The organism is Streptomyces sp. T028 (genome assembly GCF_048159505.1).
Classification (GTDB): Bacteria; Actinomycetota; Actinomycetes; order Streptomycetales; family Streptomycetaceae; genus Streptomyces.
Genome location: NZ_JBLRVZ010000026.1, coordinates 155,687 through 179,551, shown reverse-complemented (window position 1 = coordinate 179,551; position 23,865 = coordinate 155,687). Strand labels below are relative to the sequence as shown.

General features: G+C 70.1%; 20 protein-coding genes and 3 pseudogenes. 6 read left to right on the top strand and 17 right to left on the bottom strand.

The window, feature by feature from the left end:
- Positions 1–121 precede the first annotated feature (121 nt).
- The 6 genes and pseudogenes from ACLZN2_RS24700 to ACLZN2_RS24675 form a co-directional block, all read right to left on the bottom strand.
- Positions 122–729, bottom strand: a pseudogene (locus ACLZN2_RS24700) (carboxyl transferase domain-containing protein); the annotation flags it as partial.
- A gap of 362 nt (positions 730–1,091) precedes the next feature.
- Positions 1,092–1,646, bottom strand: a pseudogene (locus ACLZN2_RS24695) (transposase); the annotation flags it as partial.
- 46 nt (positions 1,647–1,692) lie between these two features.
- On the bottom strand, positions 1,693–2,262 hold the full coding sequence (locus tag ACLZN2_RS24690) for a GNAT family N-acetyltransferase (RefSeq protein ID WP_416981187.1): 570 nt from the start codon (positions 2,260–2,262) through the stop codon (positions 1,693–1,695).
- Between the two features lie 351 nt (positions 2,263–2,613).
- Positions 2,614–3,129, bottom strand: coding sequence for a methyltransferase domain-containing protein (locus tag ACLZN2_RS24685; protein ID WP_416981377.1), 516 nt, complete (start codon positions 3,127–3,129; stop codon positions 2,614–2,616).
- Between the two features lie 58 nt (positions 3,130–3,187).
- Positions 3,188–3,271 (bottom strand): annotated as a pseudogene (locus tag ACLZN2_RS24680) (methyltransferase domain-containing (seleno)protein); the annotation flags it as partial.
- Positions 3,272–3,273: 2 nt separating this feature from the next.
- A complete protein-coding gene (locus ACLZN2_RS24675) occupies positions 3,274–3,432 on the bottom strand; it encodes a hypothetical protein (RefSeq protein ID WP_416981186.1) in 159 nt (52 codons plus the stop codon).
- 149 nt (positions 3,433–3,581) lie between these two features.
- Between ACLZN2_RS24675 and ACLZN2_RS24670 the strand changes: the two genes are divergently transcribed.
- Both ACLZN2_RS24670 and ACLZN2_RS24665 read left to right on the top strand, forming a co-directional pair.
- Positions 3,582–4,280 (top strand): TetR/AcrR family transcriptional regulator, encoded by a 699-nt coding sequence (locus ACLZN2_RS24670; protein WP_416981185.1) that lies wholly within the window; start codon positions 3,582–3,584, stop codon positions 4,278–4,280.
- Between the two features lie 336 nt (positions 4,281–4,616).
- The gene (locus ACLZN2_RS24665; RefSeq protein WP_416981184.1) at positions 4,617–6,206 is read left to right on the top strand and encodes an FAD-dependent monooxygenase; all 1,590 of its coding nucleotides are present in this window, start codon (positions 4,617–4,619) and stop codon (positions 6,204–6,206) included.
- A 138-nt stretch (positions 6,207–6,344) separates the two neighbouring features.
- Here ACLZN2_RS24665 and ACLZN2_RS24660 read toward each other — a convergent pair whose 3' ends face one another.
- On the bottom strand, positions 6,345–6,635 hold the full coding sequence (locus tag ACLZN2_RS24660; RefSeq protein WP_416981183.1) for a hypothetical protein: 291 nt from the start codon (positions 6,633–6,635) through the stop codon (positions 6,345–6,347).
- Between the two features lie 139 nt (positions 6,636–6,774).
- Positions 6,775–7,767, bottom strand: a complete 993-nt coding sequence (locus tag ACLZN2_RS24655; RefSeq protein WP_416981182.1) for an amidohydrolase family protein — start codon at positions 7,765–7,767, stop codon at positions 6,775–6,777.
- 363 nt (positions 7,768–8,130) lie between these two features.
- Here ACLZN2_RS24655 and ACLZN2_RS24650 point away from each other — a divergent pair, with 363 nt between their 5' ends.
- Positions 8,131–8,976: an MFS transporter gene (locus ACLZN2_RS24650; protein WP_416981181.1), complete on the top strand. Its 846-nt coding sequence runs from the start codon at positions 8,131–8,133 to the stop codon at positions 8,974–8,976.
- 43 nt (positions 8,977–9,019) lie between these two features.
- Here the strand turns inward: ACLZN2_RS24650 and ACLZN2_RS24645 are convergent, their stop codons facing one another.
- From ACLZN2_RS24645 to ACLZN2_RS24630, 4 genes are read right to left on the bottom strand one after another with little or no spacing between them, the layout of a single operon-like run.
- Positions 9,020–10,273 carry an XdhC family protein gene (locus ACLZN2_RS24645; RefSeq protein ID WP_416981180.1) on the bottom strand — a complete coding sequence of 418 codons (1,254 nt, stop codon included), beginning with the start codon at positions 10,271–10,273 and terminating at the stop codon, positions 9,020–9,022.
- Positions 10,266–12,398: a xanthine dehydrogenase family protein molybdopterin-binding subunit gene (locus tag ACLZN2_RS24640; RefSeq protein WP_416981179.1), complete on the bottom strand. Its 2,133-nt coding sequence runs from the start codon at positions 12,396–12,398 to the stop codon at positions 10,266–10,268. Before ACLZN2_RS24640 ends, ACLZN2_RS24645 begins: the two co-directional genes overlap by 8 nt.
- Positions 12,395–13,387, bottom strand: coding sequence for an FAD binding domain-containing protein (locus tag ACLZN2_RS24635; protein ID WP_416981178.1), 993 nt, complete (start codon positions 13,385–13,387; stop codon positions 12,395–12,397). Before ACLZN2_RS24635 ends, ACLZN2_RS24640 begins: the two co-directional genes overlap by 4 nt.
- Positions 13,384–13,962, bottom strand: coding sequence for a (2Fe-2S)-binding protein (locus ACLZN2_RS24630; RefSeq protein ID WP_416981177.1), 579 nt, complete (start codon positions 13,960–13,962; stop codon positions 13,384–13,386). The genes ACLZN2_RS24635 and ACLZN2_RS24630 overlap by 4 nt, the downstream gene beginning before the upstream one ends.
- Positions 13,963–14,135: 173 nt before the next feature.
- On the opposite strand from ACLZN2_RS24630, the gene ACLZN2_RS24625 reads away from it, so the two are divergent.
- From ACLZN2_RS24625 to ACLZN2_RS24615, 3 genes are all read left to right on the top strand, one after another.
- Positions 14,136–14,630, top strand: coding sequence for a hypothetical protein (locus ACLZN2_RS24625; RefSeq protein ID WP_416981176.1), 495 nt, complete (start codon positions 14,136–14,138; stop codon positions 14,628–14,630).
- A gap of 161 nt (positions 14,631–14,791) precedes the next feature.
- Positions 14,792–16,513 carry an FAD-binding protein gene (locus ACLZN2_RS24620; protein WP_416981175.1) on the top strand — a complete coding sequence of 574 codons (1,722 nt, stop codon included), beginning with the start codon at positions 14,792–14,794 and terminating at the stop codon, positions 16,511–16,513.
- Positions 16,500–17,912: a protoporphyrinogen/coproporphyrinogen oxidase gene (locus ACLZN2_RS24615; RefSeq protein ID WP_416981174.1), complete on the top strand. Its 1,413-nt coding sequence runs from the start codon at positions 16,500–16,502 to the stop codon at positions 17,910–17,912. The genes ACLZN2_RS24620 and ACLZN2_RS24615 overlap by 14 nt, the downstream gene beginning before the upstream one ends.
- Here the strand turns inward: ACLZN2_RS24615 and ACLZN2_RS24610 are convergent.
- From ACLZN2_RS24610 to ACLZN2_RS24590, 5 genes are all read right to left on the bottom strand, one after another.
- Complete coding sequence (locus ACLZN2_RS24610; RefSeq protein WP_416981173.1) at positions 17,885–18,493, bottom strand: TetR/AcrR family transcriptional regulator; 609 nt, start codon at positions 18,491–18,493, stop codon at positions 17,885–17,887. The two genes, ACLZN2_RS24615 and ACLZN2_RS24610, sit on opposite strands and share 28 nt — an antisense overlap.
- Before the next feature lie 127 nt (positions 18,494–18,620).
- Complete coding sequence (locus ACLZN2_RS24605) at positions 18,621–20,810, bottom strand: xanthine dehydrogenase family protein molybdopterin-binding subunit (protein ID WP_416981172.1); 2,190 nt, start codon at positions 20,808–20,810, stop codon at positions 18,621–18,623.
- Positions 20,807–21,787, bottom strand: a complete 981-nt coding sequence (locus ACLZN2_RS24600) for an FAD binding domain-containing protein (RefSeq protein WP_416981171.1) — start codon at positions 21,785–21,787, stop codon at positions 20,807–20,809. The genes ACLZN2_RS24605 and ACLZN2_RS24600 overlap by 4 nt, the downstream gene beginning before the upstream one ends.
- Positions 21,788–21,796: 9 nt before the next feature.
- Positions 21,797–22,438, bottom strand: coding sequence for a (2Fe-2S)-binding protein (locus ACLZN2_RS24595; RefSeq protein ID WP_416981170.1), 642 nt, complete (start codon positions 22,436–22,438; stop codon positions 21,797–21,799).
- 137 nt (positions 22,439–22,575) lie between these two features.
- Positions 22,576–23,760 (bottom strand): thiolase family protein, encoded by a 1,185-nt coding sequence (locus ACLZN2_RS24590; RefSeq protein WP_416981169.1) that lies wholly within the window; start codon positions 23,758–23,760, stop codon positions 22,576–22,578.
- Positions 23,761–23,865: the final 105 nt, after the last annotated feature.

Sequence of the window (23,865 nt, the reverse complement as noted above, 5' to 3'; positions counted from 1 at the left end):
CGGGCTCAGTGCACCTTCGGCCATGACGACGGCGACGACGTCCTGGGCGTGAATGCCGGACTGCCTGGTGTGTTCTTGCCGGGTGTTGCTCCGTACGACTTTGATTGTCATGGCGGCTCCTACAGGGGATGTCGCCGTGCTTCTTCGGGGGGGCAGGGACTCGCGCTGGGTACGCAGCTGGCGCCGCCCGCGGACCACGTGGCGGTGGGTGTCGGACGGCATGATCACGGAGTCGATGTAGCCGCGTTCGGCCGCGATGTAGGGGTTGAGGAGGGTGTCCTCGTACTCCTGGATGAGGCGGGCGCGCACGGCTTCGAGGTCCTCGCCGTTCGCCTCCGCCTCGGCGAGGGTGCGGCGGTGCAGGATGTTGACCGCGCCCTGGGCGCCCATGACGGCGATCTGGGCGGTCGGCCAGGCGAGGCTGAGGTCGGCGCCCAGGTGCTTGGAGCCCATGACGTCGTAGGCGCCGCCGAAGGCCTTGGTGAAGTCCTGCGAGAACACAGCGACGGGACGTCCGTCGACGGTGCCGTAGCCGGTGACGACCCCGTCCCCGTACGGGCGGTTCTTCTCCAGCCCGAAGTTCGTCGAACGATGCCGGGCGAACTCGTCCAGCTCGACGAACGACCCCTCGTCGAGCAGCAGCTCGATCCGCTCGCGAGCCGTCAGCTTGCCCTTGGCGTGCTGCTTCTCGACGGCACGTTCGGAGCCGGTGTGCGTTGCCTCGTCGATACGACGCTGGAGATCCGCGAGCTTGCCCGCGGTGGTGTGGACGGCCGTCTCGGACTGTGCTGGGGGTGCGGCTCACCGGCTGAGTCCCTTCTGACGGTCACCCGGTTCCGCTCGTGCTCCGGCTCGTGGGTCAGCTGCTTGACCTGGCGGAGGGTGCATTCCCTCGCCGCCGCCCCGGACCCGGGCGCCGCCGCGCGCCCTAGGAGCGTGGGTCGGTAATGGCCCAGCCGGCGAGCGGTTGTGGATCGGCTGATGGCCGGTCGCGGCCGTTTGTTCGGGCCTGGTGCCGCAGTGGTGGGCTCGGTGGGCCGTTGTTCAGGGGGCTCCGGCCGGGCCGTCAGGCTCGGGCGGCGGCCAGGCCGGCGGTTGCGGCGTGCCGGAGATCTTGCGGACGCAGCCTTGTCTCCGGCGGCCTGCACGGCGTCGGGATTGTCGCCGGCACCGGACCGCCCCTGGCGTCGGCGTTCCTTGTCCTCGGAGTGGCGTCGAGCCCGCTCGGCGGCCTCGGCCTCGATCTGCGCGCGAGCGGCCTGCATCTTCGCCGGGCGCTTCTCCCGCCGGTCCAGCTCGCCGGGCAGATCGGTGTCCTTGCCACCGCGGCCGAACTTCTCATCCTCGGCGGCGTCGACGGCGGCCGCGTCGGCCGGCAGCGCGGCCGCAGCGGCTTCGAGTTCTGCGATCTCCGCCTCGACGTGCTGCTCCTTGTCGACCAAGCGGGCGTAGCTCATCGCCTTGTGCTTTGAGGCATTGGCCTCAACCTTCGTGCCGTCCAACGTCACCCTGCCCATCTTCACCATGCCCAGCCTCTGCGCCAGGTGCAGCGACTGGGCGAAGATCCCGGCCAGGTCGTCCAGGTGTCGGGCCCGGAACCTGGATATCGACCGGTAATCCGGGCCGGCCCCGGCGGCCAGGTAGCGTTTCGGCGACGAACCGCGCCAGATGGAACAGGAGGCGGCGTCAGGCTCAACTGCCTGATTGACCGCCAATGTCCGTGGCCAGCGCCGCGTAGATGTACTCGCTGCCCCAGCGATCCCCGTCGAGGTCGTTCTCGACCAGGTGCGCCTCCCGACGCATCCCGAGGCGCTCACAGACCCGCACAGACCCGGTGTTCTCCACATCCAGCCGTGCGTAGAGCCTGTGCACGCCCAGCCTGTCGAAGGCAAACCCGGCCAGCGCCACGGCCGCCTCGGTCGCATAGCCGTGCCCCTGGTGACGTGGGTCGAGAGTCCAGCCGATCTCGGCCTGGGCGGCGCGGGCATTGGCCAACGTGAGCGTCACCTCGCCAAGGACGCCGGGCTTATCGCGCCGGCACACAGCAAGCGCCAGCTTGTCCCCGTCGGCGCACCAAACCGAGTGCGCCGCGCGCTCGGCCGCAACCTGCTCGCTGCGCTCCCGCGTGTGCGCCGGCCGGTACAAGTAGCGCGCCACGCTCGGCAGGCTCTGGTAGGCGTACAGGTCGTCGGCGTCGCCGGGAGTGAACAGACGCAGCGACAACCTGGGCGTGGTCATCGGCAGCAGCGAGGCGATGTCCATGCGAACCTCCGGGACGCGCATTTGGATCAAGATGCGGACTGATGACAGCCCCACTCCACCACGAGGCGCGGCATTCCAGGAGTTGTTTACTGACCCACGCTCCCAGCCGGTGGGTGGAGCGGACGCGTTGCGCCCGTTCGTCCCGGCCCACGACCTGTACGCGGCCTTCGCCGACGGGCTGGGCGCGGCGTACGTGGGGGTCGGCGGGATCGGTCTCGTCGCGGCGCTGGTGGTGTTCGTTCTCCTGCGCGACCAGCGGGGGGCGACCGCGGAACGCGGGTCGGAGCGGGCACGGTCGGCCCGAGACCGAGGCGGTATGAGGACGGGCCGTCGCCGGGCACAGCCTCCGGCTCAGGGCAATCGGGTCCAGGCGCCGTACTGCAGGCCTCCCTGGACCTGACTGCCCTGAGCCAGGACGGCCTTCTCCAGGTGGTCCGGCAGTGTGTCGTCGGCGACCAGGCCCTGGGGAAGGGAAAGGCCGGCGCCGCTCAGCACCGGTTGGATGCTGAGAAGCGTGTAGGCCAGCCACGGGACGATCGGCGAGGCGGGCCCCGACGCGATCGGTGCCTCGCACTCGACGACGGGCGCGGGCAGGCCGGCGTCCAGGAACGTACGGCTCAGGCGGCGGCCGAAGTCGGGGGGTGTTCCGGTGGCCAGACAGGCCTCGGTGACCAGCCGGTAGCAGTCGTCCCAGACAGGGGCCGGTGGCCAGCTGGGGTCACGTACGGTCAGGTCGATCTCGTGGAAGACCAGGATCCCGCCCGGCCGCAGGAGCCGGGCGTAGCGGCTGAGCGTGGCCGCGGGATCCTTCCGGTACAGCAGGACGAAGCGGCCCACCACGGCGTCGAAGCGTTCCGCGGACTCGATCGTCGACGTCGGCGACCTCGAAGGCCACGTCGGTGCCGAAGCCTTCGTCCCGCGCTCTGCGGCGGGCCTTGTCCGTGATCATCGGGTCGCGATCGATGCCCAGGACCCGGCCGCGCGGGCCCACGACGGAGGCGGCCAGCATCGTCACGCGCCCATCCCCGACCCCAGGTCGAGGACGGACATTCCCGGGCGCAGACCGCCTTGGCGCAGGAATCGTTCCGTCGAGGGGCGCAGGATCCGGGCTTGCAGCATGAGGCGCCGGTGCTCCAGGTCCGAGCTTCCCAGCACGTAGTCGGCTGTCATGGGCTTCCGCTTCTCTCTCGTGTCGTCGATCGCCGTCCCCCGGGCCACTCGAATCGAGTTTGACATTGAATTATGAAATTTGACTACACTGTTTGTAGTGAAGCGGTGGAATGGCTCGTCGCTCGTAGCCCTTGGTCAGGATCGAAATCATGACGGACAGACCGAAGAAGCCGACGGCGCGGCGGGAACTGGTGGAGAGCGAGATCTTCGAGCGGGCGTCCGCGCTCTTCGCGGAACGCGGCTTCTCCGGCACCAGCCTGGGGGACATCGCCGAGTCCCTGGGAATCACGCGACCCGCTCTCTACTACTACGTGAAGAGCAAGGAGGACCTGCTCGCCAAGCTCGTGGCGCAGATGACCGAGGGTCCGGCCGCGGAGATCGAGGCGCTCGCGGCCGATGAATCGCTGGCCCCGGCCGACAGGTTGCGGCGGATCGCCCATCTGATCGCCTTTCAGCGGGCCAGCCAGCCCAAGCGCTTCCAGTTGCTGCTGCGGTCCGAGGCCGATCTGCCGCCCGAGGCTGCCAAGGCTCACCGGGCCGGTCAGCGGGTCGCCTTCACCGGACTCATGTGTGTTATCGAAGAGGGCATCAAGAAGGGGCAGTTCCGGCCGGTCGACGTCCGGGTGACCGCGCTCGCGGTGGCCGGCATGTGCAACTGGGTCGCCTGGTGGCATCACCCGGGCGATCGGCACTACAGCGACACCGAAGCTGCCGGGCATGTGGCTGATCTCGCCGTGGCCATGGTGTGCCGACCGGAGGGGAGCGGGCCCGCCGCGGACGGGCCCATCGCTGCGTTGGCTTTGATCCGACAGGATCTCGACTACCTGGAGCGCATCCTCCGGGAGTGACCGGAAAGGCCGTGCCCCGGTCGATGATTTTTCGATGGTGTCAATTTATTGACTTGTGCGTCATCAATGGATACCGTTGTTCATCGCGCGCCATCGGGTCACGGTTCGCGTGTCAAGGCGGCCGTACCCGATGAGGACGCGCTGGATCAGGCCTGATTGGCGTTGGCGACGTCCGGTGGTGGAGCCAACAGTGATGAGAGGGCCGGTAGGCACCGTGCTCGATGAACAGCTCAAAGGCGCCGTCTTCACGGCGCCAGACGGACACGCCTCATACGTACGAAGGGGTGCTGGGCCTTGTCCCGCGGATTCCCTCGCCGACTTGTGCGGGAGGTTCTGATGAACGAATTGCCGGTGGCGACACAGGTGTTGGTGGCCGGAGGGGGCCCGGTGGGTCTCGCGACAGCCGTCGAACTGGGGCGGCGCGGTATCGACTGCGTGGTGATCGAGCCGCGCGAAGTCGTCTCGCACGCCCGGCCGCGCTGCAAGACGGTCAACATCCGCACCATGGAACACCTGCGCCGATGGGGTCTCGCCGACCGGTTGCGGGATCGGGCGCCGTTGGCGGTCGACTGGTCGCAGGACATCGTGTTCTGCACCTCGCTCGCCGGATATGAACTGTCCAGGTTCACTGGCGTCCTGGGCCTGGCCGACGGTGGCGACCGTTATACGGAACGCGGCCAGCAGGTACCGCAGTTCGTGCTGGAGGAGATGCTGCGCGAGGCGGTGGACGACCTCCACCCGTGCACGCTCGTGACCGGCTGGTCCGTCGAGGGTCTCACGCAGAAGCCCGACGAGGTGCAGGTGACCGTGACGGACGGCAACGGCCGGAGTGAGGTCATCACCGCCGAGTACGTGGTGGGTGCCGACGGCTCGCGCAGCGCGGTCCGGGAGGCCATCGGCGCGTCGTACGTGGGGGAGACCGCTCTGCGTCCCAACTTCGGCATGGTCTTCCGCGCCGCCGGGCTCCGCGAGCGCGTCGCACACGGTCCCGCGGTCCAGTACTGGACAGTCAACGCGGACGCGCCCGGCATCCTGGGGCCGCTAGACCTGGACGGTACCTGGTGGTGCGTGGCCTTCGGGCTCGATCGGGAGACCGGTCTGGCGCACGGGCGTGAGTGGATCCGCGCGGCCACCGGAGTGGACATCGATGTCGAGATCCTCTCCACGGACCCGTGGACGGCGCGTATGCAACTGGCCGACCGGGTCAGTGACGGACGGGTGTTCCTGGCCGGTGACGCCGCGCACCTCAACCCGCCCTTCGGCGGCCACGGTCTCAATACCGGCGTCGGGGACGCCGTCGACCTGGGCTGGAAACTGGCCGCGGTGCTCGACGGCTGGGGCGGGCCCGAACTGCTCGACAGCTACGCGAGTGAACGCCGGCCGGTGCAGGACCGGGTGATCGCCGAGGCCACGGCCAACATGAAGGCGCTTCCCACCGACCTCGTCTCGCCCGAGCTGGAGGCGTACGGCTGGGCCGGCGGCCGGGCGCGCGCGGCCGTGGACAGCCGTATCCAGGAGACCAAGCACGCCGAGTTCCATGCCCTGGACCTCGTTCTGGACACGGGCTACGACGACTCGCCCATCGTCGTGCCGGCGGCGGAGGAATTGCCGGGGCGCGTCGGCTATCGCCTGCCGCATGTCCGGCTGGGTGCGGACGGCTCGCTCTACGACGAGCTCGGGCCGGATCTGAGCCTGGTTCTCGTCGACGGCCGGACCGCGGCCGCCACCGAGGCGGCGGCCGGTTTCCGTACGGCGGCCGAGCGCAGGGGCGTTCCGCTGGCCGTCGTCGATCTGCGTCGACCCGAGCTCCAGGACCACTTCGGGAGCGGCATCCTCCTGGTCAGGCCCGACCAGCACATTGCCTGGGCCGCCGACGAGGCGCCCGCCGAACCCTGGAGCGTACTGGACCGTGCCAGAGGAGCCTGACCGGGATCAGCCCCTGCCTGGCGTGCATGCCTCCGGCGGGCAGGCAGGGGCTGCCCCGCCGGGCTCGCTGATCGAGCAGGGAGATGTGCCATGCCCTCCCACACCGCGTCATGGGTGACCGTCCCGGAGCTGTCCGGCTCACGTCTGGTCGACTCCCTCTGGACTCCCACCCGGGTCGGGCTGCACCACGGAGCCATGTTCCACGTGCGGCATGTTCATCCCGAACGTGTCGAACCCGTCGTCGAGAAAGGTCGTCCCATCCCGCACGGCCGCGAGTCGGACGGCGGTGCGGCCCGTGAGGGCGTAGGCGTCGTGCACGACGTAGCTGAAGACCGGTTCGGCCCACACGACCTGGTGCCGGGTGTCCCAGCTGGGCGAACGCCGCTTGCACGAGCCGGACGGACGTAGGAGGTTTGCCCATGAACGCACATCTTTCCTCGTGCCGAGCACGGCTGGGGCTCGGCACGGAGGGGCGGATCGTCTCTGCTGGTGCCCGGAGCCGGCGGTCCGCCGAAGTGTGTGCAGGATGCATCAGTCGCAACCGCGCTCACGTGTCGCCGTGCGACGGTCACACGGTCAGCTTGAGGAGCCGTTCCGCGTTCGTGTGGGCGATCTTCTCGCGGTCGGTGGTGCTGAGTGGCAGGTCGTCGAAGAACGCGCGTGTCTCCGTGCTGCTGTGGAAGGGGTAGTCGACGGCGAACAGCATGCGCTCGGAGCCGACGGTGTCGAAGGCGGCGTTGAAGGCGACCGTGTCGAGGATCCCGCTGATGGCCAGCGAGAAGTGCTCGCGGAAGTAGTCCCGTACGGGCCGGTCGAGGCCGGCCACCCGGTTCAGTACGGAGTCCGAGCGCCAGAGCATCCCCGGCAGCGCCTCTCCGAGATGACCGATGATCATCTGCAAGCGGGGGTGCCGGTCGAAGACCCCGGCGAGGATGAGCCGGAGCACATGCAGCCCGGTGTCGATGTGCCATCCCCACCCGGCCGTCGCCAGGGTCTCGCCGACCACCCGCGGAAGCCCCGAGTAGTAGGCGTCCACCACGGCCTGCGGCGGCCGGGTGGGGTGGAGGAAGATCGGAACCTCTAGCGTCTCGGCCGTTTCGAGGACCGGCCGGAAGACAGGATCGTCGAGATAACGTCCCCCGACATGGCCGTGGATCATGGTGCCCACGAAACCGAGATCGCGCACCGCCCGCTCCAGTTCCTTGGCCGCGGCGCCCGGGTCGGGCATGGGCAGCGCCGCGAAGGCAGCGAAGCGGTCGGGATGGGATGAGACCGCTTCCGCCATGGCGTCATTGACCTGCGCGGCCAGTCGTACGGATGTGTCGGCGGGCAGTTCCTCCGGCCCGGGCGGGGTGTGGGAGAGCACCTGCATGTCGATGCCGGCGGCGTCCATGACCGCGAGGCGGTGTCGCTCGACGTCGGTGAGCTGGAGTGGGATCTCGGCGGGCCCCGTGGCCGGTCCCTTCTCCACCACCGAGTGCATCACCAGCAGCGGGTGTTCGGAGTTCGCCTCCATGAGCGCCCGGGTGGTGAAGTGCTCTTCCAGAGCGATGACCTTCATCTGACGTCCTTGTCTGCCGACATCGCTATCGTTATTTGTTATATCGGTGCGATGGCGGGTGACAAGAGAGTCGACTTGGCGGCGCAGTACGCCGGGTGTCCCGAGCAATGCTGTTATCAAATATCTCCTTGCACTATCTGGACAAGGTCAACACCGCGCTGCTGTTCCCGCACGTCGCCGACGGCATCCCGATGTCCGGCGCCTCCGCGGGGCCGCGCAGGGCGCGCCCTTCCTCGGCTACATGCTGCTCCAGGTGCCCGCCGTCTGGGCGGCACACCGCTGGGGGCCACGGCGCATCGTGTTCTGGTTCATGCTCTTCTGGGGAGCCGCCGCGATGGGCACGGCACCACCCTCGTGCAGAACATGACCCAGATGGTCCTCATGCGATTCGTGCTCGGACTCGCCGAGGGACCCCTCGTACTCCTCGTGCTCTACCTGCTCAGCAGGTACTTCGTCTCCGCCGAACGTGCCCGGTCCGCCGCCTGGTTCCTCCTGGTGCTCCCGATCACGCAGGTGCTCGGCGGGCCGCCGACCGGCCTGCTGCTCCAGCACTTCAGCTGGCGGGCGGTCTTCGTGATCGAGGGCGCGCCGCCCGTGCTGTGGGCGTTCGTCTGGCTGCTCGTCGCGGCGAACACCCCGGAACAGGCCCGCTGGCTCAAGCCGTCGGAGAGCGCGGCCGTCACTGAGCGCATCGGAGCCGAGGAGGCGGCCAAGGCCGGCGAGAACCGGCTCGACCTCGCCGCGCTCTCCCGCAGGCGCGTCGTGTGGGTGCTCGCCGTGCTGTACTTCGCCGGCACCGGCGGTTCCGTGGGTCTGACGCTGCGGCTGCCCACGATCATCGAGGGACTGTCGGCCCACGCTTCCCCCTTCCAGGTGGGCCTGTTGACCGCGATCCCCGCGCTGGCCGGAGCGGTCGCCCTGGTGCTGGTCGCCCGGTGGAGCGACGCCCACGACAACCGGCGCGTCCCGATGCTCGCGGGGTTCGCGGTAGGGGTAGTGGCCCTGCTCGTCGGTACCCGACTGCCGGGCACCCTCTGGCCCTCTGGCCCCAGATGGCGGTGTTCGTCGTGGCGACCGTCGCCATCCTCAGCACCGCCGGTGTCCTGGCGTCGATTCCGGGCTCGGTGCTTCCGCAGACGGCGGCCGCCGGCGCGCTGGCCGTGGGCAACAGCTTCGGAGCCGTTGGCCAGTTCCTGGCGCCCTTCCTGATCGGTGCGCTCCAGGACGCCACTGACGGTTCGCGGGCGGTGAGTTATCTCGTGCTCGCCGGCATGTGGGTGCTCGGCTTCGCCGCCTCGCTGCTGATCACGGACCCGGCTCGCCGCTCCGAGCCGGAGGCTCCGGCGCCCGAGAAAGCGGTGTCCGGGAAAGCGGTGTCCGAGGTCGGCTGACGGCCTTGTCGCCCCGGGACCCCGCCGTCGCGGTGGAGGGGCCCCGCGGAACCGGTGAGCGGGACGCCCGTTCCGCCGCGCCGTGCCGCGACGATCTCCGCCGCGATGGACAGGGCGGTCTCCTCGGAGGTGCGGGCGCCGAGGTCGAGGCCGATCGGCGACCGCAGGCGCGCCAACTCGCCGTCCGTCAGGCCCGCTTCACGCAGTCGCCGGGTCCGGTCGGCGTGGGTGCGCCGGGAACCCATCGCGCCGACGTACGCGACCGGCATCCGCAGGGCTTCCGTCAGCAGCGGCACGTCGAACTTGGCGTCATGGGTGAGGACACACAGCACCGTGCGGGGGTCGGTAGTCGTGTCGTGCAGATAGCGGTGCGGCCAGTCGACGACGACCTCGTCCGCCTCGGGGAAGCGGTCCCGGGTGGCGAAGACGGGGCGGGCGTCGCACAAAGTCACGTGGTAGCCGAGGAACTTGCCGATCCGGACCAGCGACGCGGCATGGTCGATCGCACCGAAGACGATCATTCGGGGCGGCGGCGCGTTCACCTCGACGAGCAGGGCCAGCCCGCCGGGGCAGTGGGAGCCGTCCTCGGAGAGTTCGAGTACGGCGGTACGGCCGCTGTCGAGCAGGGCGCGCGCCTCGGCGGCCACCGTCCTGTCCAGTTCGGCGCCGATCGCCCCCTCGTGGGAGCCGTCGGGTCGCACGAGCAGGGCCGCTCCCAGGAGTTCGGCCGGTCCCCGCACCACCCTCGCCAACGCGACCGGCTCGCCGCCGGCGGCGGCCGTCAGGGCGGCTCGCGGCACCGCGCCCTCGGCGGGGGTGACGAGGATGTCGATGACTCCGCCGCAGGTCAGCCCTATGGCGAAGGCGTCATCGTCGCTGTAGCCGAACCGTTCGAGGACGGGCACCCCGTCGGCGAGCGCCTGGACGCACAGATCGTAGACCGCCGACTCCACACAGCCCCCGGAGACCGACCCGAGAGCCCGCCCGTCATCGTCCACCGCCATGGTGGCCCCCGGCTCGCGCGGCGCGCTGCCGTTCACGGCCACGACGGTGGCCACGGCGAACCGGCGGCCCTTCCGCACCCAGCCACTCAACTCCTGTGCGATGTCAAGCACGTGGCGCTCCAGCTGCGAGGACGCGGTCGGGCCGGATCGGCAGGTGGCGGTGGCGTACGCCGGTCGCGTGCCAGACGGCGTTGGCGATCGCCGCCGCGGAACCCACGTTGCCGATCTCACCGATGCCCTTGATGCCCACGGGGTCGTCCGGGTCGGGATCCTCCAGCCAGCAGACCTCGATGGCGGGGACGTCGGCGTGCGCGGCGATGTGGTAGCCGGCGAGGTCGGCGCCGACCGGGCCGCCGGTGGCCCGGTCCCGGGCGGCCTCTTCGTGCAGGGCCATGGAGATGCCCCAGATCATTCCGCCGGCGAACTGGCTGCGCGCGGTGAGGGGGTTGACGATTCGGCCCGCCGCGAAGACGCCGAGCATGCGCCGTACCCGTACCTCGCCGGTGGCCGGATCGACGGCGACCTCGGCGAACTGTGCCCCGAACGTGTGCCGTTCCCTCGGCTCCCGCTGGGCAATGGCGACGACGTCAGCGGTGGTGTCGTACCGTACGGTGATGCCCTGCGGCGGGATGTCGACGCCCGGGACGACCCGGACGCGCAGTTCGCCGCAGGCTTGCAGGACCGCCCAGGACCAGGAGCGGGTGCCCATGGAGCCGCCGCCCAGGATGGCCGGACCGAAGTCGCTGTCGCCGATGAGGACACGAACCCGGTCCGGGGCCACGTCCAGAGCGTCGGCGGCGACCAGCGTGAGCGCGGTCCGGGCACCGGTGCCCATGTCGGCGGCGGCGATCCGCACCGTGTAGCCGCCGTCGACCTCGGCGGTGACACTGGCCGTGGCCGGAGCGGCCGACACATGGTAGGTGGCCGCCGCCGTGCCGGTCCCGAGCAGCCAGCGCCCTTCGCGGCGTACGCCGGGACGCGGATCGCGCTCGGCCCAGCCGAACCTGCGGGCACCCTCCCGGAAGCAGGCGACCACGTGGCGGCCGCTGAACGGATGACCGGACACCGGGCCCCGCTCGGGTTCGTTGCGGATCCGCAGTTCGATCGGATCGATCCCGCTCTTCTCGGCGAGTTCGTCGAGCGCGGACTCGACCGCGAACGACCCCGGCGCCTCGCCCGGTGCCCGCATGAAGGACGGGGTGGGCACATCGAGGGGCACGACGTCGTTGGCCGTGCGGTGGGCGGCGGCGTCGTACATCACGCGGGAGAACCCGGCGGCGGGCTCCACGAACCGGTACACGGTCGAGGTCATGCTGAGGGCGCGGTGGTCCAGGGCGCGGAGTCGGCCGTGCGAGTCGGCGCCGAGCCTGACGCGCTGGAGCGTGGCGCTGCGATACCCGGTCAGCGCGAACATCTGCCGACGGGTCAGGACCACCCGTACAGGGCGGCGCAGCATGGTCGTGGCCATCACCGCCGCGACCTGGTGCACATGAACCATTCCCTTGCTGCCGAAGGCACCGCCGACGTGTTCCGACCACACCCGTACGGCGGCCGGATCGAGGGAGAACAGCCGCGAGAGGTGGTCCACGACCCAGGGGCTGCCCTGGTTGGCGTCGACGACCTCAAGCCGGTCGCCGTCCCAGCGGGCCGTCACCGCGTGCGGCTCGATCGGGCTGTGGTGTTCCTCCGGGGTGGTGTACTCGGCGTCCACGACGAACACGGACGCGGCGAGTTCCGCCTCCAGGTCCCCCTTCTCCGTCAGTCCCGGTCCGCCCGGTCCGTCCGCGGTGAGGATCCCGGGGCGCTCTGCCCCGAAGTCGACGTCGTGGGGCTCCGTGTCGTAGTGCACCACCAGCGACTCGGCCGCCTCTCGGGCCTGCTCGGACGTCTCGGCCACGACCAGCGCCACCGGCCAGCCCAGGTACGGCACCCGGTCGTTCTGGAAAAGGGCGAGGACCGGGTTCGGCTTGGTGCCCAGCATCGGCACCACGAAGTCGGCGTCCAGGGGCAGCGCGTGACCGTGGTGCAGCATGTCGACCACGCCCGGCATGGCGCGTACGGCGTCGGCCTCGACCGAGCGGATCCGGCCGCGGGCTACGGTGGACAACACCAGCCAGCCGTGGGCGAGTTCGGGAAAGGTGACCTCTCCCGCGTAGCGGGCGGCGCCGGTGACCTTGGCCCGGCCCTCCACTCGCACCTGTGCGGTGCCGACGACACGTCGGGCGGCGGTGGTCATCGTGCTGACTCCTCAACGAGAGCGGTCAGTTCGGACATCACCAGGTTGCGTAGCAGGGGAACCTTGAAGACGTTGTCCGGGAGTGGCTTCGCGGCCGACAGCTCGGCGGTCGCGGCGGCGGCGAAGGCCTCCGCGTTGGCCGGCGCCCCGCGCAGCACCCGCTCGGCCACACGCGCTCGCCACGGGTGTGAGGCGACGGCCCCGAAGGCCAGCCGTACATCGTGGACGACACCTTCGCGGACGTCGAGCGCGGCGGCGATCGAGCCGACGGCGAAGGCGTACGAGGCCCGCTCGCGCACCTTGCGGTAGTGCGACCTGGCGGCGACGGGGGAGGGCGGCAGGGTGACGGCGGTGATCAGGGCGCCCGAGGGCAGCGCGGTCTCCAGATGCGGGGTGTCCCGCACCGGGAGGTAGAAGTCGGCGAGTGCCAACTCGCCGGTCCCCTCGGCACTTTCGTATGACACGATCGCGTCGAAGGCGGCCAGGGCCACGCCCATGTCGGAGGGGTGCGTGGCCACACAGTGGTCGGACGTGCCGAGGATGGCGTGGTTGCGGTGCTCGCCCAGGACGGCGGGGCAACCGCTGCCGGGGGCACGCTTGTTGCAGGGCATGGTCACATCGGCGAAGTAGGCGCAGCGGGTGCGCTGGAGCAGGTTGCCGCCGACAGTGGCCATGTTGCGCAGCTGGCCGGAGGCTCCGGCGAGCACGGCCTGCGCGAGCGCCGGGTAGCGGCGGCGGACTTCCGGGTGCGCGGCGAGGTCGCTGTTGGTGACGGTCGCACCGATGCGCAGGCCGCCGTCCGGCTGCACCTCGATCTCGGTGAGCGGGAGTTCGCGGATGTCGACGAGCCGACCGGGTCGTTCGACGCCGGTCTTCATCAGGTCGACGAGGTTGGTGCCGCCGGCCAGGAAACGGGCCTGGGGGTCGGCGTCGAGCAGGGCGAGGGCGCCGGAGACGTCGTGCGCGCGCTGGTAGGCGAACTCCCTCACGCAGCGTCCCTTTCGGTGGTGTCCCTCTCGCCGGCGTCCCTCTCTGCGGCGGCGCGGGCGACGGCCCGGACGATCGACACGTAGGCTCCGCAGCGGCACAGGTTGCCGCTCATCCGTTCCCGGATCTCCTCGTCGGTCAGCGGTGGCGGCCCCGCCTCGGGACGGACGTCGTCGGTGGCGGCGCTGGGCCAGCCGGCCGCGTGCTCCTCCAACATCGCCACAGCGGAGCAGAGCTGGCCCGGTGTGCAGTAGCCGCACTGGTAACCGTCGAGGTCGAGGAACGCCTGCTGCACGGGGTGCAGTTGGTCGCCGTCGGCCAGGCCCTCGACGGTGGTGATCTCACGGCCCTCGGCCGCCACCGCGAGCTGGAGGCAGGCCAGCGCGCGACGACCGTCGATCAGGACCGTGCAGGCGCCGCACTGCCCCTGGTCGCAGCCCTTCTTGGTGCCGGGCAGATCGAGCCGCTCGCGCAGGGCGTCGAGCAGGGTGGTGCGGTGGTCGACGGACACCGGGTGCACAGCGCCATTGATGTACAGCCTTATGGCACTGTTCGTCGACGACGGCGGTGAGTTCATGGGGGGCTTCTTTCACAGATCCGGAGGACGTGAAGGGAGTGGCACGTCGGCCGCGGGTGCCGCAGGCCGGTCGAGTCGCGCATGTCCGGCCGCCGGGGTGGCCAAGCGGACAGCAGTCCGATAAGAACTTCAACGTAGCGGACGAGTGTCCGGTAAGCAAGGCGCTTCGAGTGATGGAGGGGATGGGGGGCGTGTTGTCGCGCGCTGCGGACGTGCCGCTGAGTGTGATCGCCAGGCGGGCGGGGGTCGGGCGGGGCACGCTCGATCGGCAGGTCGGGCAACTCGCCGACCGTGCGGCCCGATTGCTGAACGAGTGCGGTCCCGGTCGGGCTCTGCACGCATGGATGGATGACCTCGCCCAGTACGCCATGACCAACAGCGGTCTGTCCGACGCGTTGCGGGAGGCCGCGCGGGCGACCGGGGGTCCGGAGAGGTCGGGTTACTCCGTGATCGCCGAGGCGATCACCCGACTGCTCGACGCCAACCATGGGGTGGGCGCCCTGCGGCCGGGGGTTACGGCGGACGACTTCGTCCCGGCCTGCGAGCCGGTGCGCCCGGCGGGATGTGACCGGGTGGCGCCCCCCGGGGTCCCGGGTCCCCTGCTGTGCCGGCCTTGGGTTTCCCGCCGCACCCTTGACACTCGATTGACGCACTGTTGCAATATTTGACGGATCTGTAATCAGCGTCTGTGGGGCCGTCCTGGCTGTGCCGATCGCAACAGGCACCTGGACCGGAGAGCGCCCCGATCGGGACCGCGGGTGTCGACGCATACATCAAGACAACTGACATCGACGGGAATCGAGCCGACGCGAGGTCAAGGGAGTCCGCCATGCACGGAGTTGACGGCGTCCAGAGGGTTGCCCCCGACACCCCTAACGAAGTCGATGTGATCGTCGTCGGGTCGGGCTGCGGCGGACTCGTCGCCGGACTCGCGGCGAAGGCCGCGGGGTTGGACACCATCGTGTTGGAGAAGAGCGGGGTCGTGGGTGGAACCACGGCCCTGTCGCACGGCGCTATCTGGGTGCCCGACAACCCCGTGATGCGCCGGGCCGGGGTGAAGGACACGGCGGAGGACGGAGTCCGCTACCTCCAGTCCGTCGTCGGCGACCAGGGGCCGGCGACAAGCATCGGCCGCCAGGAGGCGTACGTCCGCGGAGGCGCGCGGATGATCGATTTCCTGTTGGAGGAAGGTGTTCCCCTCTCCATCGCACCCGACTACCCCGACTACCACCCCGAAGCCCCCGGCGCCCACGACCAGCGGATCGTCGCCACCCCATGGCTCGACGCCCGGGAACTCGGCCCCTGGCAGGACCTCCCGCGCCCCCGCCCCGACATCACCGCGGGCATGGTGCTGGCGTCGATCCCCGAGTTCCGTTCCCTCCTCAACGCCGGTGTCAGCTGGAAGGCCCGGCTGGGTGCCGGGAAGATCGTGGCCCGGACGCTCAAGTGGAAGCTGAACGGCGTGAAGCCGCTGATCATGGGGCAGTCGTACATCGGCCATCTGCTCAAGGTCGCGCAGCGGCGCGAGCTGCGCATCGCCCTCAACAGCCCGATGCTCGAACTGATCCACGAGGGGGGACGCGTCAGGGGCGTCGTCGTCGACCAGCCCGCCGGCCGCATGGCCCTTCGCGCCCGGTACGGCGTCCTTCTCGCGTCCGGCGGATTCCGCCACAACCTGGAGCTGTTGCAGAAGTTCGGGCCGCATCCCGCGAGCACCGACTGGACCGCGGTCAACGAGGGGGACACCGGTGACGCGTTCCTGGCCGCGACCGCGCTCGGTGCCGCGACCGCGAATCTCGACAAGGCCTACTACCTGCCGGGCCTGATGGACAAGGACGGCGTCTGCCAGATCTTCATCACCGAGCGCGTGGTGCCCGGCTCGATCCTCGTCGACCGCAGCGGCTCCCGCTTCGCCGACGAGGCCCAGTCCTACATGGCCCTCGGCAACGACCAGTACGCCCGCCAGCAGAGCGTGCCCGCCATACCGGCCTACCTGATCATCGACGCCGAGCACCGTCGCAGGTGGCCGCTCGGGCAGTACCCGCCGATGGTCCCGCCGCGCGCATGGCTCAGGAGCGGGCACCTCGTCAAGGCCGACTCGCTGCGGGAACTCGCCGAGAAATGCGGCGTCGACCCGGACGGCCTGGTCCACACCGTCGAGCGCTTCAACAAGATGGCCGTCGCCGGTGTCGACGAGGACTTCGGCCGGGGCGGCAACGCCTACGACCGGGCCTACGGCGACCCGACGTACAACGGCCCCAACCCCTGCCTGGGGCCGATCGAGAAGGCCCCGTTCTACGCGGCGAAGATGTTCCCGACGGACGTCGGCAGCGCCGGCGGACTCCTCACGGACGAACACGCCCGCGTGGTCGGAACGGACGGCGCGCCCATCGAGGGCCTGTACGCCTGCGGCACCGCCGCCGCGAGCTGCATGGGCGACAAGTACCCGGGCGGCGGCATCTCCCTCGGGCAGTCGTCGGCCTTCGGGTACATCGCCGCCGAGCAACTCATCGAGCGGGCCCGGACGGAGGCCGTCGATGCGGGACGCTGACCGTACGAGGACCAAGGCGGAGGGCGAACCAGCCGGTACCGGACGTCGTACGGACGTCGTGGTCGTCGGCGCGGGCATCTCGGGGCTCACCGCGGCCTTTCGGCTCCAGCGGCGGGGCTGGGACGTCACTGTGCTCGAAGCCGCCGACCACGTGGGCGGGAAGATGGCGAGCAGGGTGCGCGACGGCTACGTCCTCAACCGCGGCGCGACCATGATTCCCCAGGCCTTCACCGTACTGACCCAGCTGGCCGCGGATGCCGGACTCGCCGACTCGTTCAAGCTCGCGCCCCTCAGCTTCGGCATCCCACGCGAGGGAAGGGTGCTGCCCCTGGGCGGCGACGGAATCGGCGCCGCGGTACGCGGAGTCCGCACCGACCTGCTCTCCTGGCGGAGCAAGCTGCTGCTGCGCCGCCTTCTGACCGACCTGCTCCGCTGGCGGCGCCGGCTCGGGCACGACGACTTCGAGGCGGCCGGCCGCCTCGACACCGAGTCCGTCGCCTCGTACGCCGAACGACGCCTCAACCAGGAGATCTACGAGTACGTCATCGATCCGCTACTGCGCGGGATCTATCTCTCCGAGCCGTCCACGATGTCGGTCGTCGACTTCTTCCTGACGGTGGGAAAGTTCGCCGAGGGCGGGCCCATGGAATACCCGAACGGCATCGACTTCCTCGCCAGGCGGCTCGCCTCCCTGGTCCATGTCCGGACCGACGCGACGGTGTCGTCCATCAGTCACATCGGATCCGGAGTCCGTACCGTGTGGCAGGACGCGGCGGGAGAGCATGTCATCGAGAGCCGTGGCTGTGTCATCGCGGTCGATGGGCCCACGGTGCTGCGGATCTATCCCGAACTGACGGACCGGCAGCGTGAGTTGATTGAGTCCATTCCATACGGCAGTGTCCTGAAGGGGATCTTTGGGCTGCGCCGGGATCCGGTGCACGTTCCCACCATGGTCGCCGTCCCGAGCGGCGCGGGGCTCGGTCTCGGGATCACGAACGTCGACTCCAGGGCCATGCCGCAATCCGTGCCGAAGGGAAAGGCCGTGGTCTCCGGACACTGGGTCGACGACTACGCCAAGAAGGCCTTGGGGCGACCGGACGGCGACCTCTTGCCCGAGATGATCCGCGAGATGGAGACGATCATCCCCGGGCTCTCCGAAGATCTGGAGTTCGCCGAGATCGAGCGCTGGGAGACCGCCACCAACGCCCGACACGTCGGCTTCTACCGCACGGTGGCGGAGCTGCGGTCATCGGCCGATCCGGACGACGTCATCCGACTCGCCGGGGACTATCTGGGCATCTCCGGGACCAACAGCTCCGCGGAGGCTGGTGAGCGAGCCGCCGCGGCACTCGCCAGGCGGCTGGAGTCGCTCTACGGAAGCCTGCGCGGCGGCGTGTGAGCCGCCGGCCCGGGCGCTCCCGCCCGCAGTCCGTCCATCACGAGGTCCAAGAGGCGGGCGGCCCGGGCATGCCGCTCCTCGCTCAGGCCGATCTGCCAGAGGCCGGCGATGGCGAGGAGGAAGTCCTCCGAGGTCACTCCCGGGCGGATGGCGCCGAGCTCATGATTGGCGTCGAGCAGCAGTTGGATCGCGTCGTCCACCAGGCTGTACCCGGGCCTTTCCGGTCCGCCCGTCGCGCTCGTGGCATTGCGCAACGCGTCGGCCAGACCGGCTTTGGTCACGGCGAAGCGGGCGAGGTGGTCCATCCACTCCCGTAGGGCCCGGTCGGGTTCCCTGCTCTTCAGCAACTCCTTCGCGCTCTGGGCGAGTTGCTGCACCTCGTTGCGATGTACCTCCAGGACGAGCGCGTCACGGTTGGGAAAATTGCGGTAGAACGTCCCCTGTCCGACACCCGCCTTCTTGGCGATGACGCTCAGCGGGACGTCAGCCGCACGTGACAGTTCCGCCAGCGCCACCTCCAGGATGCGCTCGCGATTGCGCAGCGCGTCCGAGCGCTGAGGCGCGTCGTTCCGCGACTCCACTCGCCCTCCCTCCGGGCCCTGTCGGGGGCCTCTCCCGACGGGTACGGGCCCCCGACACGGTGAACCCAGTATCGGACTGGTGTCCGATTGGGACAGCATAGTGGGCCATGCGGTGGCCCTGACGTGCTCAGAGCAGGGCTTCGGGAGTGATCGGCAGTTCGCGGATCCGGCGGCCAGTGGCGTTGAAGACCGCGTTGGCGATGGCGGGCGCCACACCGACGATGACGATCTCTCCGAGCCCCTTGACACCGATCGGGTCGGCCTCGTAGTCCTGTCCGTCGATGAAGACCGCCTTCAGGTCGGCGGGAATGTCGGCGTGGACCGGCACGAGGTAGTCGGCGAGGCTGGCGTTGACGATCCGGCCGTCGCGGTGGTCGGTGACCGTGTGCTCCAGCAGAGCCTGGCCGATGCCGCCCACCATGGCCCCGATTGCCTGGCTGTCCGAGAGCTTCGGGCTGATGATCCGGCCGGCGTCGTACACCCCGACCATGCGCCGCACCCGCACCAGGCCGAGGCGGGCGTCGACCGCCACCTCCGCGAAGGTCGCGGCGTAGGCGTAGAGGGAGAACCTCTCCGTCGTGGGCGCCCCGGCGTAGGAGCCGAGCGCTTCGAGGTGGGTGAGATCGTTGCGGGCCAGGAGCTGCCGGTACGTCTCCCCGCGCGTGGGGTCGTTCTTCACGTGCAGTCGGCCGCCGCGCACCACGACATCGACGGGGTCGACGCCGTGCAGCGGCGATCCCTCGTCGCCGACTGCGAGCGTGATGGCCTGGTTGCGTAGCTTGTCGCAGCCGTCCTGGACGGCGGAGCCGACGCTGGCCATGGTCCGCGAGCCAGCGTGAATGGTGGCCGGGGGCATGAGGGAGTCACCCAGCCGGAAGGTCACCTGACGCATGGTCAGACCGAGGGCGTCGGCCGCGACCTGGGTCATGGAGGTGGCCGTGCCGGGACCCATGTCACTGGTGGCGGACTGCAGCAGGGCGGTGCCGTCGGCATCGAGCCGGACCGAGGCCTGGGACGCGCCGCGCTGAGTGTCGTAGACACCGGCGGCCATCCCCCTGCCGATCAACCAGTCACCGTCACGCACCGAGCGCGGCCCGGGGTTGCGCCGCTCCCAGCCGAACTCCCGGGCGCCCACGGTGTAGCAGTCGCGCAGCCGGCGGCTGGAGAACGGCAGCCCGCTGGACTGGTCGTCGGCGGGTTCGTTGCGCAGTCGCACCTCGATCGGGTCGATGCCCAGCTTGTGGGCGAGCTCGTCCATCGTCGACTCGATGGGGAACGCGCCACTGGAGTAGCCGGGACCGCGCATGTACGCCGGTGGGTTCACGTCCAGCCGAATGTGCTGGTACGCCTGGCTGACGTTGGGTGTGCTGTAGAGCATCTGTCCGGGCATGAGCACACCCTCGATGTGCGTCTCGGCGACGGCGGACTCCGCGCGGACGTCGTGATCCGACGCGGTGAGGCGTCCCCGCCGGTCGCTGCCCACGCGTAGCCCGTACTCGTAGGCGGGCCGGTAGCCCACGTTGAAGTACGTCTGCCTGCGGGTGAGGGTGAGTTTCACGGGGCGTTTCAGCTCGCGGGCCACCATGGCCGTGATGAGGGTGTGCGGCCAGCAGCGGCCGGAGCTGCCGAAGCCGCCGCCGACGTACGGCGCGATGACGCGGATCTTGCTCATCGGCATGCCGAGCTCGTTGGCCATGACCATCAGGGTGCCCTGCACCCAGTTGGTCTTCTCCCAGAGCGTGAGGTGGTCACCGTCCCAGCGGGCGACGGTGCCGGCGGGCTCCATCGGGTTGTGGTGGTTGCGGGACATCCGGTACGTCGACTCGAGCCGGACGGCGGAGCTCTTGAAGGCCGCGTCCGCGTCGCCGCGCGCATAGGTGAGGGTGGGGGCGGGTGTGGGCGCGGTGCTGATGTCGGTGGAGGGCGTCTTGGCGTCGTAGGCGATCTTCACCAGGCTCGCCGCGTGCTGTGCCGCCTCCAGGGTGGTCGCCACCGCGACCGCGATCGGCTGCCCGAAGAACCGGATCTGGTCGTCCTGGAAGGCGCGCAGCGCCCCGGCGGGCGGCATCGGGCCCTGCCGAGGCGGGAGCTCGGGTGCGTTGAGGTGGCTCATCACCATCAGGACGCCGCTGTGGGCGAGGGCGGCGCTGGTGTCGATGCCCGTGATACGGCCGAGGGCGACCGTGCTGTCGACGATCACCGCGTGCACGACCCCTTCGGGGCTGTTGTCGGTGGCGTACTTCGCCTTGCCGGTGACCCTCAGCCGTGCGTCGACTCGCGCTACCGACGCGCCGACGGCTGCCTGTGGCTGGCTCACTTGGTGCCTCCTACGATGCGCAGCTGGCGTTCGACGGTGCGTCTGAGCAGCGCGGGCTTGAAGCCGTTGTGGTGAAGGGGGCGGGCCCCGTCCGCCGCCAGTTCGGACGCCTCGGTCCACAGGGACTTCGAGGGCCGCTCACCGAGGAGCCGCTGCTCGACGGCGGGCAGCTTCCACGGCACGGTGCCCACGCCACCGGCGGCCACCTTCGCCGCGTGGATCACCCCGCCCTTGATGTGCAGTGCGACGGCCGCCGAGGTGAGGGCGAACTCGTACGACTGCCGGTCACGCACCTTCAGATAGCCGGACCGCAGCGGTCGCGGGTGGGCCGGTATCTCCACGGCGGTAATCAACTCGCCTTTGTGCAGGGCCTGCTCGCGGTTCGGTGTGCTGCCGGGCTCCAGCAGGAAGTCCGCGAAGGGTACTTCACGCGCCCCGTCCGGGCCGAGCAGGTGCACGCTCGCCTCCAGCGCCGCGAACGCCACGGCCACGTCGGAGGGGTGCGTCGCCACGCAGGAGTCGGACGTGCCCAGGATCGCGTGGCTGCGGTTGAATCCGTCGCGGGCCGCGCAACCGGTGCCCGGCTCGCGCTTGTTGCAGTTGGCGGACACATCGCGGAAGTAGGTGCAGCGGGTGCGCTGCATGATGTTGCCGCCGATCGTCGCCATGTTCCGCAGCTGGGGCGACGCGCTCAGCTCCAGAGCCTGGGAGATCACCGGGTATGCCTCGCGCACCGCCGGGTGGGCGGCGGCCTCGGCCATCCGCACGAGCGCGCCGATCCGCAGTCCGCCGCCCTCGGTGGCCGTCACCTCATGCAGGGGCAGGGCGCTGATGTCGACCAGCGTGTCGGGGGTTTCGACGGTCTCGCGCATCAGGTCGACGAGGGTGGTGCCGCCCGCGATGTAGCGCCCGCCGCGCCGGCCGGCGGCGAGTGCCGCACGGGTGTCAGAGACCCTGGTGTAGGTGAAGGGATGCATGACCGGGCCTCATTTCCCATCGGCGGTCTGCTCGACCGCGCGCACGATCTTCAGATAACAGCCGCACCTGCAGAGGTTGCCGCTCATCCACTCCCGGATCTCCTCCGGCGAGCCCGTGTGGCCCTCCGCGATGCAGGCGGTGCCGGACACGATCTGGCCGGGGGTGCAGAAGCCGCACTGGAAGGCGTCCTGCTCGATGAACGCCTGCTGCAGCGGATGGAGTCGGCCACCCCTCTCCAGGCCCTCGATCGTGGTGACTTCGGCGCCCTCCAGCCGCACTGCCAGCGTGAGACAGGAGTTGACCCGGCGTCCGTCGACCAGGACCGTACAGGCGCCGCAGGCACCGGCGTTGCAGCCCTTCTTGGCGCCGGTCAGGTCCAGATGTTCGCGCAGCAGGTCGAGCAGCGAGGTGCGGTTGTCGACCGTGACGGTGTGCCGGACACCGTTGACCTTCAAGGAGACCCGACTGCCGGGCGGTGGTTCGGCGGCCGACCCTTCCTCGGTGGCGAGCGCGGGCGGGGCCGCGGCCAGGCCGCTGGCCAGGGCGACCCCTCCGATCACGGTGGTCGTCGCGATGAAAGTGCGTCGGGTAGGTGCCGAGGCGGACTCGGTGGGGGGAGGCGCGGTGGAGTCTGAAAGTTCGGTGGACATGTCCACCCTTTCTTGAGATGGGGGGTGGTTGAACCCGCGTAACGCGCTGCAACGCACTAAGCGGACCACTGTCCGTTACTTCGGTGAAAGTAACGGACAGCGGTCCGCTTAGCAAGGGTCGTCGGGGGCTACGGCGCTCAGCGCACCCTGCGGAAGAGCGCGGCCAGTGCCTGACCACCGCCGATGCACATGGTGACGACGCCGAGTTCGAGGTCCCGGCGGACCAGGTCCTTGGCCACGCGCAGGGACAGGATCGCGCCGGTCGCGCCCACCGGATGGCCCAGGGCGATGGCACCGCCGTACGGATTGGTCTTCTCCGGGTCCAGTCCGGCGTCGCGGATCACCGCCACCGCCTGGGAGGCGAACGCCTCGTTCAGCTCGACCGTGTCGATGTCCCCGGGGGTGGTGCCGGTCTGCGCGAACAGCTTCTTGAGGGCCAACACGGGGGCGTAGCCCATGAGTTCGGGCTCCATGGCCGCGGTCGCCACGGATTCGAGGGACACGAGCCCGGTCAGGCCCCGTTCGCGTGCCGCCGACTCCCGGGCCAGCACCACGGCGGCGCCCCCGTCGTTGATGCCCGAGGTGTTGCCCGCCGTGACGGTGCCGCCCTCCGCGAACGCCGGACGCAGCTTGGCCAGCGTCTCCAACGTCGTTTCCGGCCGCGGGTGTTCGTCCTCGCCTACCGTGACCGGCTTCCGGCCGCCGGACTCCACCGGCACGATCTCCTCGGTGAACGCGGCACGGGCCGCGTCCGTCGCCGCGCGCCGCTGGGACTCCACGGCGAACTCGTCCTGCCGCTCACGCGACACGTCGTACTTCGTCGCCACGTTCTCCGCCGTCACGCCCATGTGGATCCCGTGGAACGGGTCGGTGAGCATCATCACCGTGCCGTCCGCCAGCTTGCGGTCCCCCAGCTTGTAACCCGACCGTGCCCCGAAGTCGTAGAACGGCATCCGGGTCATCGACTCGTTGCCGCCCGCCAGGGCGAAGTCCACCCCACCCCACCGCATCTGCATGGCGGCCGACCAGATGGCCTGAAGCCCGCTGCCGCACAGGCGGTTGACGGTGTAGGCGGGCACGCTCCGCGGTAGCCCGGCGGCGATCGCGACCCGGCGGGCGTTGTAGGCGTCCGGGCCCACCTGGCCGATGCACCCCATGACCACCTCGTCGATGTCCTCCGCACGGACGCCGGACCGTACGAGGGCCTCCCGCGCCGCGGCCGCGCCGAGTTCGAAGCCGGGTACGTCCTTGAACACTCCGCCGAAGCTTCCAATCGGGGTGCGGGCCCCGTCGAGGATCACGATCTTCTCGGTGTCCGTCATGCGTATCCCCTCTCGCGTGCTGTCACGGAGATCGTAGGGATAGTAGGACGTCCTACTATCTGTGCGACTCCTCACACCGTGCGGCGCGCTCAATAAATACTAGGA

Bases quoted from the DNA above. Each gene is read 5' to 3' on its own strand.
- ACLZN2_RS24690 (WP_416981187.1), bottom strand. From the start codon at position 2,262: ATGGACATCGCCTCGCTGCTGCCGATGACCACGCCCAGGTTGTCGCTG.
- ACLZN2_RS24675 (WP_416981186.1), bottom strand. From the start codon at position 3,432: ATGACAGCCGACTACGTGCTGGGAAGCTCGGACCTGGAGCACCGGCGC.
- ACLZN2_RS24670 (WP_416981185.1), top strand. From the start codon at position 3,582: ATGACGGACAGACCGAAGAAGCCGACGGCGCGGCGGGAACTGGTGGAG.
- ACLZN2_RS24665 (WP_416981184.1), top strand. From the start codon at position 4,617: ATGAACGAATTGCCGGTGGCGACACAGGTGTTGGTGGCCGGAGGGGGC.
- ACLZN2_RS24655 (WP_416981182.1), bottom strand. From the start codon at position 7,767: ATGAAGGTCATCGCTCTGGAAGAGCACTTCACCACCCGGGCGCTCATG.
- ACLZN2_RS24650 (WP_416981181.1), top strand. From the start codon at position 8,131: ATGACCCAGATGGTCCTCATGCGATTCGTGCTCGGACTCGCCGAGGGA.
- ACLZN2_RS24640 (WP_416981179.1), bottom strand. From the start codon at position 12,398: ATGACCACCGCCGCCCGACGTGTCGTCGGCACCGCACAGGTGCGAGTG.
- ACLZN2_RS24630 (WP_416981177.1), bottom strand. From the start codon at position 13,962: ATGAACTCACCGCCGTCGTCGACGAACAGTGCCATAAGGCTGTACATC.
- ACLZN2_RS24625 (WP_416981176.1), top strand. From the start codon at position 14,136: ATGGAGGGGATGGGGGGCGTGTTGTCGCGCGCTGCGGACGTGCCGCTG.
- ACLZN2_RS24620 (WP_416981175.1), top strand. From the start codon at position 14,792: ATGCACGGAGTTGACGGCGTCCAGAGGGTTGCCCCCGACACCCCTAAC.
- ACLZN2_RS24615 (WP_416981174.1), top strand. From the start codon at position 16,500: ATGCGGGACGCTGACCGTACGAGGACCAAGGCGGAGGGCGAACCAGCC.
- ACLZN2_RS24600 (WP_416981171.1), bottom strand. From the start codon at position 21,787: ATGCATCCCTTCACCTACACCAGGGTCTCTGACACCCGTGCGGCACTC.
- ACLZN2_RS24595 (WP_416981170.1), bottom strand. From the start codon at position 22,438: ATGTCCACCGAACTTTCAGACTCCACCGCGCCTCCCCCCACCGAGTCC.
- ACLZN2_RS24590 (WP_416981169.1), bottom strand. From the start codon at position 23,760: ATGACGGACACCGAGAAGATCGTGATCCTCGACGGGGCCCGCACCCCG.